We start from the raw sequence: 15,646 nt of genomic DNA, 5'->3' as shown, positions 1-15,646 counted from the left end.
TTATTTTACACTTTCCCGTGGTTTTCTAACCTTTTTAACCGTGCTTTTCTTCACGACCGTTTTCTTGACTGTTTTTTTCTTGCCTGCGGTCTTTTTGGTGCCCGCCAGCAAGGCTTCCATCAGCTTTTCTCTGATCTTCTGCAATTTGGCTTCATTATGAACCTTATGCCCAAACAGGTCACATATAAAGAACACCGTCACCGCCCGTTCCCCAAAGGTCGCCACATGAGCACTGCCGATCGACAGTTTCAGATCCACCAGCGCCTGCGACAACATGTGCAAAAAACCCGGGCGGTCAAGACCGTTCAGTTCAACCACCGTATAACGGTTACTGGCCATATTATCGATCAGCACCCGTGGTTCCACCGTAAAGGCATCGATGGCCCGTGGCCGGTTCCGCAGGGCTTCGAGTTCCTTCCGCGGCAGGATTTCTCCGGCCAGGGTACGCTCAATCGTGCTTTTAAGACGCGCCAGTTTATGCTTGTCTTTAAAAATCCCGCCATCCGGTTCCTGAATCCAGAACGTATCCAGCGCCATGCCATCCTTGGTGGTGAAAATCTTGGCATCCTGGATTGACGCGCCGCTGATCGTGATCGCCCCTGTCATCCGGGCAAAAAGACCGGGATGATCCTGGGCATAAATGGTCAGTTCAGAAATACTCTGAAATTCATCCACATGAATATTGATGGTCAGCTTTTCACCAATACGGTCTGACAGGGCAATCAACCGGGCATTCCGGGCCTGATTTTCAAGGTTAAGCGCCAGCCAGTAAGAATCGTAGAACCGATCGCTATAAGCGGAAAATTCTTCATCAGTCCAGTCCTGAAGCTCTTCCTGCAAATCTTTCTTCGCGGCCTCAATCCGGTATTTGTTACCTGTTTCAATATGGCCTCCGAAAAGATACTCTTCCGCCTGATAATAGAGTTCTCTCAGCAACTGTCCCTTCCAGCCGTTCCAGATCTTTGGTCCCACCGCACGGATATCAACAACGGTCAACACCAGCAGCAACCGCAGGCGTTCCGGGCTCTGGATAATCTGGGCGAAGTCCGAAATGGTTTTTGGGTCATTAAGGTCGCGCTTGAACGCCACATGGGTCATGTCCAAATGATGCCGCACCAACCAGGCAACGGTTTCCGTCTGGGCCGCATTCAGTCCCATACGCGGACAAAGCTTTTTCGCCACCTCTTCCCCGAGCACCGAATGGTCACCCTTGCGTCCCTTGGCGATATCATGCAGCATTACCGCCACATAAAGCACTTCCCGGGACAGCACCTTATGCACAATATCATTGGCCAACGGATGGTCCTCGGCAAGCAATCCCCGTTCCACTTCCGACAAGAGTTCAATCGCCCGAATCGTGTGCTCGTCCACCGTATAGACATGATACATGTCAAACTGCATCTGGGCGACAACACGGCCAAAATCAGGAATAAATTTCCCCAGAATTCCTGCTTCATTCATAAGACGCAGGGCAAATCCCGGTCCATCCTTGAAGGTCAGAATTTCCATGAACAATCTGTTGGCTTCGACATTTTTTTGTAATTTTCGATCAACCAAAGTCAGATTCTGGCGAATTCGGCGCATGGCGCGGGGATGTATATCCAAGTCCTGTTGCTGGGCGATATGGAATATCCGGATCATATTGACCGGATCGTCTTTCAGGTCCTTCGAGGTTGTCAGGGAAATGCGGCTGCCTTCGACAGGAAAAACCCCAACTTTACGTTTGTGCAGGCCAAAACGCGGCATACGCAGGCGCGGCTTGCGCTTGTGTTTATCTTCCAGGTAGGCGCAATAAATGCGCGTCAGGTCCCCGACCGTCTTGGCGGTAAGGAAGTAATGCTTCATAAAGCGCTCTACCCCCGACAACCCCGCCCGGTCGGCATACCCCAGACGTTCGGCGAGAATTTTCTGCACCCCGAAAGATATCCGTTCTTCCGCCCGTTCCGAAACATAGTGCAAATGAAACCGAACCGTGGTCAGGAAATTATAGGCCTTCTGGAACTGACGATAGTCCCCCGCCGAGAATATTCCTTTTTCAACCACTTCCCCGACGCTATGCACCCCATAAATGAACTTGGAAATCCAGTAGAGCGTTTGCAGGTCCCGCAATCCCCCCTTGCCTTCCTTAATATTCGGTTCCACCACATAACGCGCCTGGCCAAGCTTCACATGGCGTGTATCGCGTTCATTAAGTTTTTCCTCGACAAATTCAGGCTCATGACCGGAAATCACCTCTTTGTCATAACGGGTGAGAAATTCCTCATACAGTTCCTCATCAGCACAGATATGTCGGGATTCCAGCAGAGAGGTGCGGATTGTCAGATCTTCCCTGGCCAAACGAATACTTTCATTGACCGTGCGTACCGCATGTCCAACTTTAAAACCAATGTCCCACAGCATGTAGAGAATATATTCCACCACCCGCTCGCCCCAGGGGGTTTGCTTGTATGGCAGTAAAAACAGCAGGTCCACGTCGGAATAAGGCACCATATCCATCCGGCCATATCCCCCGATCGCAACCAGGCTCAAACGTTCGCCAGAGGTGCGGTTTTTCTCGGTATAAATATAGCTTGTCGTGACGGTATAAAGCTGCAAGATAATTTCATCGGTGAGAAAAGTCTGCGCCATGGCAAGCGGTTTCCCGTTGGCGCCCGTCTCACAACGCCGGCGAACTTCATCAAATCCCTGCTGATAATATTCCTTGAACAGATCCACCAGCGCCGGGCGAATATCCGATGGTCCGTACTGTTCTTTCAACGCGGAAAGACGGGTTGAAAACGTCTTACGATCGAAAACCTGTTTTTGCCGGTAGATTTTAGCCATCTTGTTGTATCTTTTTTAAGTGATAGAGCATGTCCATCGCCGCGCGGGGGGACAGGTCATCAGGATTAATCTCCGCCAGTTCCCGCTCTAAGCGGGCGGCCGTACCGTTGTCATCAGCAGGCGGCTTGTTGACCTGCATCTGAATCGCCGAGAAAAGCGGCAAATCATCGGCCAGTTCTTCCATCTTCTGGCCCTTGGCCGCGCCCTGTCCGCCTTGTTCCAGACTATGTAGCACTTGTTGGGCGCGTTCGACAACCACTTTGGGCAATCCGGCAAGCTTCGCCACCTGAATCCCGTAAGACCGGTCCGCCGATCCCGCCGCCACTTCATGCAGGAAGATCACCTCCCCTTCCCAGTCCTTGACCTTCATATAATGCAGCGCCAGATCGCTGAGCTTTGCCGCCAGCGCCGTCATTTCATGATAATGGGTTGCAAACAACGCCCGGCACTGGTTCACCTCATGAATATGTTCTACCGCCGCCCAGGCAATGGACAAGCCATCATAGGTCGCCGTTCCCCGCCCGATCTCGTCCAGGATAACCAGAGATCGTTCACTGGACTGGTTGAGGATGGCCGCCGTTTCCACCATTTCCACCATAAAGGTTGAACGCCCCCGCGCCAGATCATCTGACGCGCCCACGCGGCTGAACAGGCGATCAACAACCCCGATGTGCGCCGACCGCGCCGGGACAAAGCTGCCCATTTGCGCCATCAGGGCGATCACCGCATTCTGACGCAGAAAAGTACTTTTACCCGCCATATTCGGTCCTGTAATCAACCACAACCGGTTCCCCGGATCAAGATTACAGTCATTGGCAACAAAATGGTCCGTATTTGCCGCAAGCAAAGCCGCCTCCACCACCGGGTGACGGCCATGCTCCACTGCGAAGGCCAGACTGGCATCAACCTTTGGCCGGCAATAATTCTTTTCAGCGGCCAGTTCCGCCAGGGCCGTAGCCACATCCAGCTGCGCCAACGCCTGGGCTGCACGACTGATCTGCTGCCACTGCATCAGAACAGCCCCCACCAGTTCTTCGTAAATTTCATGTTCCAACGCCAATGCCCGATCCGCCGCCTGGCCTATCTTGCCGGCGAGTTTCGCCAGTTCACTGCTGTTGAACCGCACCACATTGGCCAAGGTCTGGCGGTGAATGAAATCTTCATTGAGCGGTGGCCCCATCAGCTTGTCAGCATGCAACGCCGTTACTTCAATAAAATAGCCTAATACATTGTTATATTTAATTTTAAGACCACTAACACCGGACTGTTCGCGATATTGGCTTTCCAGTCCCAAGATCAAACGCTTGCTCTCACTCGACAACATGCGAAACTCATCCAGCGCCCCGTGATAGCCCTTGGCAATAAAATTCCCGTCGCGAATAATGGTAGGCAGTTCTTCGGCCAACGCCCGTTGTAACAATGCGATAACATCCTGATGACGGCCCATATTTTCAAGAATTTGATCAATATCGGCCGGCAAACTTTCGAGAGTATCCGCCGTCTGCTTACTTTGGAAAATATTTTTGATCCCGCCGGCCTGAATCAAACCATCCCGCACCGCCGCCAGATCACGGGGTCCACCCCGCCCGAGCGACAGGCGTGACATGGCCCGTTCCAGATCAGGACATCGTTTTAAAAGATCCCGGATTTTATGGCGCAGACCTTCGTGTTCCTGAAAATACGCCACCAGATCCAGACGCCGCCCAATCGTCCCCGGATCCATCAAGGGCGCATTAAGACGGCTGTTCAGCAGCCGCGCGCCAGCGCCTGTCACGGTCCGGTCAAGACAATGCAGTAAACTGCCTTTCCGTGATCCCGCCAAAGTATGAGTCAATTCAAGATTCCGGCGGGTCGCCCCGTCGATCATCACGGTGCTTTCCTCTCCCACACTCAGGGGATGCGCCAACTTCGGCAACTGCCCTTTCTGGGTTTCCTGAAGATAAACCACCAATGCCCCGCAGGCCGACAATTGCGCCCGCGTGTAGCTGCCGATACCTTCCAGAACGGATACCCCGTATGACGCCTTCAGCGTCGTCTCCGCGGCCGTACTATCAAAAGTACTGTTTTCCACATAACTCAGAATATGACGCCAGTCTTCCAGGCCATCCCCCAGCCGTTCATCTTCCACAACCTGGGCGGAAAGGATTAATTCTCCCGCCTGCAGCCGCGATAATTCCGCGTCCAGATTGGCCGGGTCAAGGGCCGTAACAAAAAAATCTCCTGTCGAAATATCAAGCCAGGCCAGCGCAAAGTCGTTCTGGGCCCGGGACAAGGCCGCAAGAAAATTATTCTGTCGGGCGTTAAGCAGGTTTTCCTCCGTTATGGTGCCGGGTGTTACCAGACGCACGACATCGCGTCGGACCACAGATTTGGCCCCCCGCTTTTTGGCCTCCGCCGGGTCTTCCATCTGTTCACACACCGCGACCTTGAATCCCTTTCGGATCAAACGTGACAGATAATTTTCCGCCGCATGCACCGGAACACCACACATGGGAATGTCATTACCACTATGCTTTCCGCGTTTGGTCAGGGTAATATCGAGCGCTTCCGCCGCCTTAACTGCATCATCGAAAAACAGTTCGTAAAAATCCCCCATACGGTAAAACAACAGGTAATCCTGATTCTTGGCCTTAAGGTCAAGATATTGCGCCATCATCGGTGTTACGACATCCGCCGCGGCACGGGTCTTTTTCGTCGCTTTACCGTCCGCATTGCGCCCCGGTTCCACTGAAGAACCATACTCTGCGACTGCCGCGTTGGACCGGGAATGTTTTGCCGCTGCTGTTTCCGTCATAAAACTCTCTAGTTTAATATATTAATAAAGATTTTTGTTATTTGCATTTAATAAAATTACAATATATATACAATTAAGATAACAATAGTACCCATATAAGAAATAATGGATTAAATGTATTTTACTCTTTCCGTTCGCCCCTCTGGCGGCCATACTGAAGATACTTTATCTATTCCGACACCGGAAAGCAATTCTTCCGACCCGATTGAAACTATAAAAAGCGCTTAAAAATATAAGCCTGAGATGAACAACCAAATTCAGGCACCGCGTGAAGTAAAAGGACTAATGAATATGAGTGACAAGAAAAATGATTTTGGCGATAAGGAAGCGCTTCATTATCACGCCGCCGGCCGGCCGGGAAAGCTGGAAATTACCGCGACAAAATCCATGGCGACCCAACGCGATCTGTCGCTTGCCTACTCCCCCGGCGTCGCCGCACCGGTACGCGCCATCGCCGAACATCCCAACCTTGCCTATGATTATACCGCCAAAGGAAACCTTGTGGCGATCATCACCAATGGCACCGCCATTCTTGGCCTCGGTAATCTTGGCCCGCTGGCGTCAAAACCGGTAATGGAAGGCAAGGCCGTTCTCTTCAAACGGTTCGCCGACATCGACGGCATTGATCTGGAAGTCGATACCACAGACGTAGATGAATTCATCAATTGCGTTAAACTGCTTGGGCCGACCTTTGGCGGCATTAATCTGGAAGATATCAAGGCGCCGGAATGTTTCATCATAGAACAGGCGCTCCGGGAAAAAATGGATATCCCGGTCTTCCATGATGATCAGCACGGCACCGCGATCATCACCGGCGCCGGCATTATTAACGCTATTGACCTTACTGACCGCGATATCAAGGATGTCACAGTAGTGGTCAACGGCGCCGGTGCTGCCGCCATTGCCTGTACAGAACTGATCAAGGCGATGGGCGTCCCCCATCACAACGTTATCATGTGCGACAGCAAGGGCGTGATCTATCAGGGCCGCGAAGAAGGCATGAACCAATGGAAATCGGCCCACGCGGTTGAAACCGAACACCGCAGCCTGGAAGAGGCCCTGAAAGGCGCCGATGTCTTTCTTGGTCTGTCTGTTCAAGGAGCGGTATCACAGGAAATGGTAAAAAACATGGCCGACAAGCCAATTATTTTCGCCATGGCCAATCCGGATCCGGAAATTACGCCGGAAGACGTCAAGGCCGTCCGCCCCGATGCCATTGTCGCCACAGGTCGGTCCGATTATCCTAACCAGGTCAATAATGTGCTTGGTTTCCCTTATATCTTTCGCGGCGCGCTTGATGTGCGGGCGTCGACCATTAATGATGAAATGAAAGTCGCCGCAGCCCTGGCCATTGCCGAGCTCGCCCGGGAGGATGTGCCTGATGAAGTTGCCGCCGCCTATACCGGAGGCCACCCCAAATACGGACCGGACTATATCATTCCGGCACCTTTCGACCCCCGACTGATCAGCGCCATTTCCCCGGCCGTGGCCGAAGCCGCGATCAAAAGCGGCGTCGCCAAAAAACCGTTGATCGATATGAATGCCTACCGCAAGGAACTGGCGGCGCGGCTCAACCCGACGACCGGCACCCTGCAAATGGTTTATGATCAACTCGGCAAGGACCTCAAACGGGTGATTTTCACCGAGGCCGATGAGGAAACTGTCCTGCGTGCAGCCCTTGGTTTTGAACAGAATGGCTATGGCAAGGCCGTCTTGCTTGGTCATGAAGAACCAATCCGTGATCATCTGGAACGCATCGGCCATGACCGCACGGACAAACTTGAAATCCACCACGGCCGGAACAGTGACAAAAGCCACCAATATGCCGAATTCCTGTTTTCCAAACTGCAACGTGACGGCTATCTGTTTCGCGACTGCCTGCGTCTGGTGCGCAGTGACCGCAATGTTTTTGGCGCCTGCATGCTTGCCTTTGGCGATGCAGACGCCATGGTCACCGGTCACACCCGCCATTACGCCGCCGCTCTGGAAAGCATTACCAAGGTAATCGATCCGCTGCCTGACCGTAAGGCCATGGGACTATCCATTGTTGTGGCCGAGGACCGGACGATCTTTGTCGCCGATACCGCCATCAATGAAATGCCCACAGCCGAGGAAATGGCCGAAATCGCCATTCATACCGCCGATACGGTACGCCATTTTGGCATTGAACCCCGGGTTGCCTTTATGTCTTACACCAATTTTGGCAACCCGACAGGCGGCATTCTCGCCACCACATCACGGGAAGCCGTAAGCGTTCTGGATACGAAAGATGTCGATTTCGAATATGAAGGTGAAATGCACGCCGGTGTGGCGCTCAATCCGGAAATCATGCAGAGCTATCCCTTCTGCCGTCTGTCCGGACCGGCCAACGTCCTGATCATGCCAGGCATGCATTCAGCCCATATTTCGACAAAACTTCTGCGGGAACTGGGGGGCGGCACCGTGATCGGCCCGATGCTGGTCGGCCTGACCCATTCGGTACAGGTGATCCCCATGGGGTCCTATGCGTCCGAAATCATCAATCTCGCCGCCCTCGCCGCCCATAATGTCAATCTGTTGAAAAAATAGGGCTTCGCGGGACAGGAAGACACCTCCTCCTGTCCCGCACCTGAGATCTTCCCATATCGTGGGGGCAATTCGGATAAAAAGTAAGCCGTGACCGGAATTTCACCGTAATTCACCCTCCCCCCCGACATCAGAAAAGGCTTCGATTAGAGTGTACCCCACTTAGTTAGCGTGATGTTTTCCTCACATTGCACCAGTCACACTGTTCTTTCGGGAGATCAGGGTCATTCGCCTGAGCTACGACGCAGTTGAAAACATCAAGACAGCAGATGTTATGTTGAACGCCTGTTTTTTCGCATAATGCTGAATATAGATCCGCACCTGACCACTTTTTCAGCTGTTCCACATGCCTAATCCCGAGAACATGAAGATCACTTTCGGTCGCGCGTCCGATGCAAGCGAGATCTTTTAATTTCCGTTTGTCTTCAAGGCTATTTTTTTTCATAAAAAACTTACCTAAATATCGAATTACGAAATTACGAAGGAAAGACACCTTGCGACCGTACGCTTAACCTATTCGATGCCGTCAAACATTTGGGGGTTGCGTTCACGCAGACGGTCCGTGAACAGCAGGATAAACACATCGGTGGTGTTAAACTGCTCGTCAATGACCGCGCCGTCGCCGATATAACAGCCGAGCGCCGCATAACCGCGCACCAAGGGCGCCAATTGACGCTTGGCTTTACTCAGGCCTTCATAATCCGCCGGATAATAATCCATCTTCTGAAACCGTTCCGGCAGAGCGGGAATATTGATATCATCCGGAGTCTTATATTTATGATACAGATAAGACAACGGCAATTCCAGATCCCCCTGGATCACCCCGGCCAGACTGGCGCAGCCAAACAGACAGCCGACCTTGTGATGGGTGATATAGACGATGATCGCCTTCCACATCAGCTGAATGATATTGTTAGACCGGTAAGCTTCCCGCACACAACTTCGCCCCAGTTCCAGCCCCTGACGTCCGGCCATTCTGTCGCGGAAGGGTTTTTTGTCCATATTGCTGAGATCGAATTCCTGGGAAGAGTAGAAATTCTGGATGCCATCAATTTTTTCTTCGCGCAACAAACGGTATGTGGCAATCACGGCATCATCGCCGGTCTTGCTGGTATCAAAGGCCAGCAAATGATCACACACCAGATCGAAATCGTCATAATCCCGGCCCAGTTTTTCCATTTCACCGGTCGGCTTGGCATGCATTTCCTTATAGAAGACCTGATACCGCAGTTTCTGGGCAGCCAGAAGTTCAGTTTCGGAATTGGCAAGACGAATTTCAATATCGCCTGCTTTGACAAAAATTGCCCCCGGCTTATCCAAACCACTCATATTGATCTTCTCACGTGCCATAAATGACTTTACTTTCTACCCACCGTTACACTTTCCTGATCAGGCTTACTATATACCCCCGGGCCGCGGCAAACAAATTCTTCTGGTGAATTCTATAAAACATCTTAACAAGGAGACAAGGCTAACCTATAACCAACACTCTACTAATCATAAATCTTATGCAGAATGATGTTTCCATGACGAGTTCCTCCTGCGCCATTTGCGGTGCGAAAGTCAGTCCAGCCCCCCGGACGAGCTGTTACCGCTGTATCTTTTGCGGCTTCAAACAGCAGCCCACCACATCAGAAACATCCTCAGACCCATATCAGTCCCTGTTCACTTCTTTCAAGGACCTGCCTGCCCTATCCGCCCTGCAAAAGACGCCGACCATCGCCTTGCACGGTCTGGATCCGGCAGAAATCGATACCCTGCCTTCGGATGGAAATGTTGCTTTTACAGCATTGGTGGCAGAAAGCAGGGACAATGCGGCCATCTGGGCTGATATGGTTTTACCTTACGTCCCCGATCTTAGCGCCTTTTTCAGGGAGAAATTTGACCAGCTCCGCCCCGGTGGCCTGCTGTATCTTTCCGCTCCGGTACAACGGCCTTTTTTAAGGCCCGCCCCTCTACCAGGTCAGATTAATTTTTTTCAACCAAAAAACATTATGTTTCTGTTGGAACAGCGCGGTTTCAAGATGGCCTGGCGTAAAAATCGCTTTTCCCCGACCTTGCGCATTATCGCACGTCGGGACTAAGCTCTTTTTCAACAGATACAATCCCCATATCATAGCGACGCAAAATAAATAGCAGCAGAATGCCCGGCACGGCGGCTAAAATTGTCAGGGTAAAGAAATTAACCCAGCCAAGGCTTTCCACCCAATGGCCGGCATTGGCGGAGAGAAAACCCCGCGGCACGGCCGCCAGGGCGCTCATCAACGCATATTGCGTGGCAGAAAAGGCCTTATTACACAGCGCGGAAAGATAAGCGACAAAAACGACCGTTCCCATGCCGCCTGTAAAATTCTCCACCCCGATGGTCACATGCAGGAAAGCGACGTCGACTCCCAAATGATATTGCACAATGAACAGCGCGTTAGACCCCAGTTGCAGAACGCCGCACAACACCAACGCCCGGAACATTCCGAACCGTTTGAGCAAGACCCCGCCAACTGCAATGCCGGACAAAGTGGCGATCAGACCAAAACCTTTCACAATCGTGCCCACCTGGGTTTTACTGAACCCCAAGGCGTCAACCAGAAACAAATTGGTGATCACCCCGGCCAGCGCATCGCCCAGTTTGAACAATACAATGGTCAACAGAATAAGAACCCAGGCTTTTTTAGTCATGAAATTCTGAAACGGCGCCCAAATGGCAACCTGGACCCAGGCGAGAAACCGCGCCAACCCCGGACTGAATTTTTCGCTGAACTGCACGGCCAGGTCCCGTTCCTGATCCCTGACCAGTTGTTTTTCTATATTTTCGGGTTCCCGGTTCAACAAAGTCGTGATGATCCCGACGCTCATCAACACCGCCATGATGGCATAGACAGCTGGCCAGCCCATGTGATCAGCCAGAATAAGGCTGCCCCCTCCTGACACCAGCATGCCAATACGATAGCCATAAATGATCATCGCCGCCCCGGCCGCTTGTTCATCTTCGGCCAGACGGTCTATTCGGTAGGCATCAACCACAATATCCTGCGTGGCGGAACTGAAAGTCATGGCAAGCGCGACAAAAGCTGTCAGGACCGGCGCCGTTGCGGAAGCAAAACCGCCAAGCGCAAATATCATCACCATTACCATACCCTGTGACAACAGCATCCAGCTGCGCCGTTGCCCCATAAGCGAGCTGAGGAATGGCAACGGCACCCGATCAATCAGGGGGGCCCAGGCGAATTTAAACAGATACGGCAAACCGACGAGGGAGAATTGCACGGCATTGCCCAGCGACATACCGTCTTCCTTCAACCATAACCCGAGAATGCTAAATGACAGCGCCAGGGGCAAGCCACTGGAAAAGCCGAAGAACAGCATGGCAATGACATGCTTTTTCCGAAAAACCTCAATCGCCGCCCACCAGCTTTTTACCCGTGTCACATCCTACCCTTTATTTTTTTACTGTCTGCCGTTGGGGTTACTTGTTCAGCTTGCCATTTTTCCAGTATTTGGTGCCTTGCAATGTGGCCTGAAGCGCAAGACCTTTCTTGGTCATCTGATAAATCGTGACCCCGCCGACAGCGGTATCGGCCACATTGGCCTCGCCGCCTTCATCCCCCACTTTCGCGGCGGCATCCGCCTGGCCAGAAAAATCCCAACCATGTTCGACGAAGTTATCAAACGCCGAGCGTTTATGGAAGATCATCACCGCCTGATAGTCTTTTATGCCAAGCCCGATACCAACCCCGCCTGTGGCCATGCGCATGAAGGTATTCTTGCCGGTTTTATTGTCATGAGCGACCCCCTTGCCGCTCCCCGCGGACAAGAAAATAAGATTGACCCCCCCATTGTTAAAAACCGCATAGCCTTCGGCAGATTTGATCATGTCCCGGGCCTCGGGCTTCTCGCTATAGAGACGCGTCAGAACTTCCTGGCGCATTTCGAGAATTTCGGCGCGTTTCTTATCTGCGGATTTAGCGGAAGCCGCGAACGGAACAGCCGTCAGGGCGATCAGTAAAATAATTTTCTTCAACATATCAAAATACCTTTTGAGTGAATAAATATAACGGACCATAACATCAATCCGTTCCTTGTCACAAAAGATTATTACCTCAACAAATAAGCAAAAAAAAGGCGACCTCCCCGTGACAGGAAAGCCGCTCTCTCAAAATATAATGATCAGATATCAGTTACGACGTTTACGCGCCAGACCGAGACCCAGCAAACCGAGGCCCAACAGAGCCAGAGGCGCGGGTTCGGGTACAGTTGTGCTGCGCATGTTACCGATGGTTACGTTATCTACCGTAAAACTACCACTTCCTGTAATTCCCCCGTTCACAAGACCAAAATGCACAGTTTTGATAAGTAAATCTGATGTCAGGCCGAAAAATTTAGCTCCGGTTCCCAGGTCGAAATTCTCGGTTGAGCCATCACCGTACGTGACAAACGCGTCATATGGCGTCCCCGTCGAATTTCCAATAATATCCAGGCCAAAGCCGAACACCCCATCTGCTGACCCAATTGTTGTATCATCAAGAATAATCATGCCCGAACCGTTACACCCCCAGCATAATGTATCAACTTGCGGTCCAGAATTCTGGACAATATTCCAATCAGGCACACCAAAAAATGTGCTTTCATAACCGATTGATCCGGCCGACAGGTTTTTCATGACCGCGTCGGTATTTAAAAAGTCATAATCATCATTGCTAAAATCATCGATAATGACATTCTGAAGGGCACCTTCAAAAAGACCCCGATCAGTATAGACGATGGCAGCAGCTACAGCGGAAGAAGTAAATGAAGCCAGACCAAGAACGATGACCACGGTTGGTATTATTTTTTTCAATAACATTGTTTTTCCTAACTCAACATAAAATAAACTTACCTCCCACTATGCAAATCTCATGCCAATTATAAGAATGGCGCAAAATATAACATATTCCGCATATTCTCATACCAACACTGTAAAACAATCACCAAATACGGCCAAAATGTGTCAGGATTCTTTACACATCCTCGCAACCCCGGTCAGCGCAAGTGCTTCTTTTGGCGGTAACTGAGGGCTTCGGCGATATGGCGTTTGGCGATATTGTCTACCCCTTCAAGGTCCGCCAGGGTACGGGCAACCCGCAATATCCGGTGATAGCCGCGCGCGGTGAGCTTCATCACATCGATGGCCTGGGCGAGAATGTCCGATCCCGCCTTGTCGAGCACAGCCACCTGCTCCAGCGCCTCCCCATCCACCTCGGCGTTGCTGCGCACCCGATTACTAATACCCATTGCCTGATAGCGCCGGGTCTGCCTTTGCCGCGCCGCCTGCACCCGCCGGGCGACATCGGCACTGCCTTCGGCGGCGGCAGGCAGGGACAGGTCATGGGCGCTGACCGCCGGGACCTCGATATGAATGTCAAAGCGGTCCATCATCGGGCCGGAAACCTTAGATTGGTAATCGACGGCACATTTCGGGGCCCGACTGCAGGCCTGGGCCGGATCTTCGAGGTAACCACAACGGCAGGGATTCATCGCCGCCACCAATTGGAAGCGCGCGGGGTAGGTGACATGAAGATTGGCACGGGCGACCACGACTTCCCCAGTTTCTATCGGTTGACGCAGGCTGTCGAGCGCCGGGCGGTGAAACTCCGGCAGTTCATCAAGAAAGAGCACTCCGCGATGGGCGAGCGAGATCTCCCCCGGCTGGGCCCGCATGCCGCCACCGGTGAGCGCCGCCATGGAGGCCGAATGATGCGGCGTACGATAAGGACGCTGCCGGGTGATTTTTCCTTCGGTCAGCAGGCCGGCGACCGAGGCCACCATACTGACTTCCAGCACCTCCTGCGGCGTCATCGGCGGCAAGATTCCCGGCAGACGCGCCGCCAGCATTGACTTTCCCGACCCCGGCGGCCCGACCATACATAAATTATGGCCACCGGCCGCCGTGATCTCCAACGCCCGCTTGGCGGTCTCCTGCCCCTTGATATCTTTCAGGTCGTGAAGATTATCCACCATATCCGCCAGAGCCGCCACGGGGGGCGGATATTTCTGCTGCCCCTTCAGGTGGCTGATCAGCCCGAGCAGGCCATCGGCGGCGATAATCTCAAGCTCTCCGGCCCAGGCGGCCTCCCCGCCGCAGGAAGCGGCGCAGATCAGGCCGCAATCCAGTTCCAGCGCTTTCAACGCCGCGGGCAGCACCCCCGGTACCGACTGAATCCGGCCATCAAGGCCCAATTCACCAAGCACGATGTAGGCTTCCACCATATCACTGGTTACCGCCTGCATGGCCACCAGAACCCCCAACGCAATTGCAAGGTCATAATGACTGCCCGCCTTCGGCAGATCGGCAGGGGCAAGATTAACGGTAATGCGTTTGGGGGGGAGCGCCAGACCGATGGCGCCGAGAGCGGCTCTTACCCGTTCCCGGGATTCAGCCACCGCCTTGTCCGGCAGACCCACAATGGTAAACGACGGCAATCCCGACGCCACCTGAACCTGCACATCAACTAGACGCGCCTCAATGCCGACAAATGCAACTGTTCCAATATGCGCGACCATCCGCCCCTCCGCCTGATAGAATAATGCATACACAACACAACCTATCAGCAAATGGCGCCGAACTAAAGTAAACTTTGTATGGAAAGAATTTTAAGAGAAGATATGCCGTGCCTCAAAGCACAGTATTATATCCAGTAGAAGGCTTCGCGAATGCCCTTCCCGTCACGCCGTCTTGGCGCCTCTTCATCACAGTCTCCATCGCATTTGTCTATCACGATTTCTTCTTCACTGCATTTAGAGGTGTTTTGATAAGTCGACCGGGGCAATTGTCCACTCTTGTAGGCAAACGTCACAACATGATCTTCCAAAAGACTTAATTGCTCTTGCGTCATATCAACTTGCCTGTCAATGCGGTGTACCTTCACATTCAGGTTTTCAATCTGCTGCTCCAGATCCGCAATGATATTTTCCTTGATGGCGGCCGGAACCCCCTCTTCAGAAATGATCTCCATAATGGCTTCATTCAATGCAGCAATCTTTTCTTTATTCATATACTGCACCGCCTCAAGGCGTTCACTGCGCAGGTTTTCCAAAGATTGGCGCGCCTGTTCCAAGGCGAACTCCGCCCGCCCTTGCTGCGCCTCGACGATCGTTCTGAAGTCTTCGCCCAAGGAGACCGCAATCTCCATTTCGTCATACGACATGGCTTCCGCAGAAGAAAAAGCCTCGGATGCGGCTTCTGATGATGACATGCTGGTTTCATGAGAAAGGATCATCGGGCCGAGATAAACAGCACCGGACATCATGACAGCAAGCCCCAATGCCGCGCCGGACAGCTTAACAAAAAGTGCCTTAAAATTACCCTGATTTTCTTGACGTGTCATCTGCTGGCCTCACCACAAAGCATAATCGAAAAAGCTTTACCCAATTTTTCTGTCAAATTTCTAATTGAATATTTATCTTATTATTTGTCTCTTCGGCAGACTA

Annotated in this window: 11 protein-coding genes; 2 read left to right on the top strand and 9 right to left on the bottom strand. The window is 52.3% G+C overall.

Annotated elements, in window-relative coordinates:
• Together FIV45_RS06600 and mutS are read right to left on the bottom strand one after the other, a co-directional pair.
• Window positions 1–2,823, bottom strand: a complete 2,823-nt coding sequence (locus tag FIV45_RS06600; protein ID WP_099471583.1) for a [protein-PII] uridylyltransferase — start codon at window positions 2,821–2,823, stop codon at window positions 1–3.
• Window positions 2,816–5,617, bottom strand: coding sequence for a DNA mismatch repair protein MutS (mutS, locus tag FIV45_RS06595; protein ID WP_099471582.1), 2,802 nt, complete (start codon window positions 5,615–5,617; stop codon window positions 2,816–2,818). Before mutS ends, FIV45_RS06600 begins: the two co-directional genes overlap by 8 nt.
• Window positions 5,618–5,908: 291 nt before the next feature.
• Here mutS and FIV45_RS18910 point away from each other — a divergent pair, with 291 nt between their 5' ends.
• Window positions 5,909–8,185, top strand: a complete 2,277-nt coding sequence (locus FIV45_RS18910; protein ID WP_099471581.1) for an NADP-dependent malic enzyme — start codon at window positions 5,909–5,911, stop codon at window positions 8,183–8,185.
• 163 nt (window positions 8,186–8,348) lie between these two features.
• Here FIV45_RS18910 and FIV45_RS06585 read toward each other — a convergent pair whose 3' ends face one another.
• Together FIV45_RS06585 and FIV45_RS06580 are read right to left on the bottom strand one after the other, a co-directional pair.
• The gene (locus FIV45_RS06585; protein ID WP_099471580.1) at window positions 8,349–8,627 is read right to left on the bottom strand and encodes a helix-hairpin-helix domain-containing protein; all 279 of its coding nucleotides are present in this window, start codon (window positions 8,625–8,627) and stop codon (window positions 8,349–8,351) included.
• 68 nt (window positions 8,628–8,695) lie between these two features.
• Window positions 8,696–9,532: a GNAT family N-acetyltransferase gene (locus tag FIV45_RS06580; protein WP_099471579.1), complete on the bottom strand. Its 837-nt coding sequence runs from the start codon at window positions 9,530–9,532 to the stop codon at window positions 8,696–8,698.
• A gap of 176 nt (window positions 9,533–9,708) precedes the next feature.
• On the opposite strand from FIV45_RS06580, the gene FIV45_RS06575 reads away from it, so the two are divergent.
• Complete coding sequence (locus tag FIV45_RS06575; RefSeq protein ID WP_099471578.1) at window positions 9,709–10,266, top strand: hypothetical protein; 558 nt, start codon at window positions 9,709–9,711, stop codon at window positions 10,264–10,266.
• Here FIV45_RS06575 and FIV45_RS06570 read toward each other — a convergent pair.
• The 5 genes from FIV45_RS06570 to FIV45_RS06550 all read right to left on the bottom strand — a co-directional run bounded on the left by FIV45_RS06570 (window position 10,247) and on the right by FIV45_RS06550 (window position 15,543).
• On the bottom strand, window positions 10,247–11,608 hold the full coding sequence (locus FIV45_RS06570; RefSeq protein ID WP_099471577.1) for an AmpG family muropeptide MFS transporter: 1,362 nt from the start codon (window positions 11,606–11,608) through the stop codon (window positions 10,247–10,249). The two genes, FIV45_RS06575 and FIV45_RS06570, sit on opposite strands and share 20 nt — an antisense overlap.
• A 37-nt stretch (window positions 11,609–11,645) precedes the next feature.
• A complete protein-coding gene (locus FIV45_RS06565) occupies window positions 11,646–12,203 on the bottom strand; it encodes a lipid-binding SYLF domain-containing protein (protein ID WP_204602065.1) in 558 nt (185 codons plus the stop codon).
• A gap of 150 nt (window positions 12,204–12,353) precedes the next feature.
• On the bottom strand, window positions 12,354–13,022 hold the full coding sequence (locus FIV45_RS06560; RefSeq protein ID WP_099471576.1) for a PEP-CTERM sorting domain-containing protein: 669 nt from the start codon (window positions 13,020–13,022) through the stop codon (window positions 12,354–12,356).
• Window positions 13,023–13,198: 176 nt separating this feature from the next.
• Entirely contained in the window at window positions 13,199–14,719 is a 1,521-nt protein-coding gene (locus FIV45_RS06555) for a YifB family Mg chelatase-like AAA ATPase (protein ID WP_099471575.1), read from the bottom strand.
• Window positions 14,720–14,844: 125 nt separating this feature from the next.
• On the bottom strand, window positions 14,845–15,543 hold the full coding sequence (locus FIV45_RS06550; protein WP_099471574.1) for a hypothetical protein: 699 nt from the start codon (window positions 15,541–15,543) through the stop codon (window positions 14,845–14,847).
• Window positions 15,544–15,646: the final 103 nt, after the last annotated feature.

It is taken from the genome of Paremcibacter congregatus (genome assembly GCF_006385135.1).
Lineage (GTDB): Bacteria > Pseudomonadota > Alphaproteobacteria > Sphingomonadales > Emcibacteraceae > Paremcibacter > Paremcibacter congregatus.
Note: the sequence above shows the minus strand (reverse complement) of the source record. Positions and strands in the feature narration are given on the sequence as shown.

Bases quoted from the DNA above. Each gene is read 5' to 3' on its own strand.
- FIV45_RS06585 (WP_099471580.1), bottom strand. From the start codon at position 8,627: ATGAAAAAAAATAGCCTTGAAGACAAACGGAAATTAAAAGATCTCGCT.
- FIV45_RS06565 (WP_204602065.1), bottom strand. From the start codon at position 12,203: ATGTTGAAGAAAATTATTTTACTGATCGCCCTGACGGCTGTTCCGTTC.
- FIV45_RS06560 (WP_099471576.1), bottom strand. From the start codon at position 13,022: ATGTTATTGAAAAAAATAATACCAACCGTGGTCATCGTTCTTGGTCTG.
- FIV45_RS06575 (WP_099471578.1), top strand. From the start codon at position 9,709: ATGACGAGTTCCTCCTGCGCCATTTGCGGTGCGAAAGTCAGTCCAGCC.
- FIV45_RS18910 (WP_099471581.1), top strand. From the start codon at position 5,909: ATGAGTGACAAGAAAAATGATTTTGGCGATAAGGAAGCGCTTCATTAT.
- FIV45_RS06580 (WP_099471579.1), bottom strand. From the start codon at position 9,532: ATGGCACGTGAGAAGATCAATATGAGTGGTTTGGATAAGCCGGGGGCA.
- FIV45_RS06550 (WP_099471574.1), bottom strand. From the start codon at position 15,543: ATGACACGTCAAGAAAATCAGGGTAATTTTAAGGCACTTTTTGTTAAG.
- FIV45_RS06600 (WP_099471583.1), bottom strand. From the start codon at position 2,823: ATGGCTAAAATCTACCGGCAAAAACAGGTTTTCGATCGTAAGACGTTT.
- mutS (WP_099471582.1), bottom strand. From the start codon at position 5,617: ATGACGGAAACAGCAGCGGCAAAACATTCCCGGTCCAACGCGGCAGTC.
- FIV45_RS06555 (WP_099471575.1), bottom strand. From the start codon at position 14,719: ATGGTCGCGCATATTGGAACAGTTGCATTTGTCGGCATTGAGGCGCGT.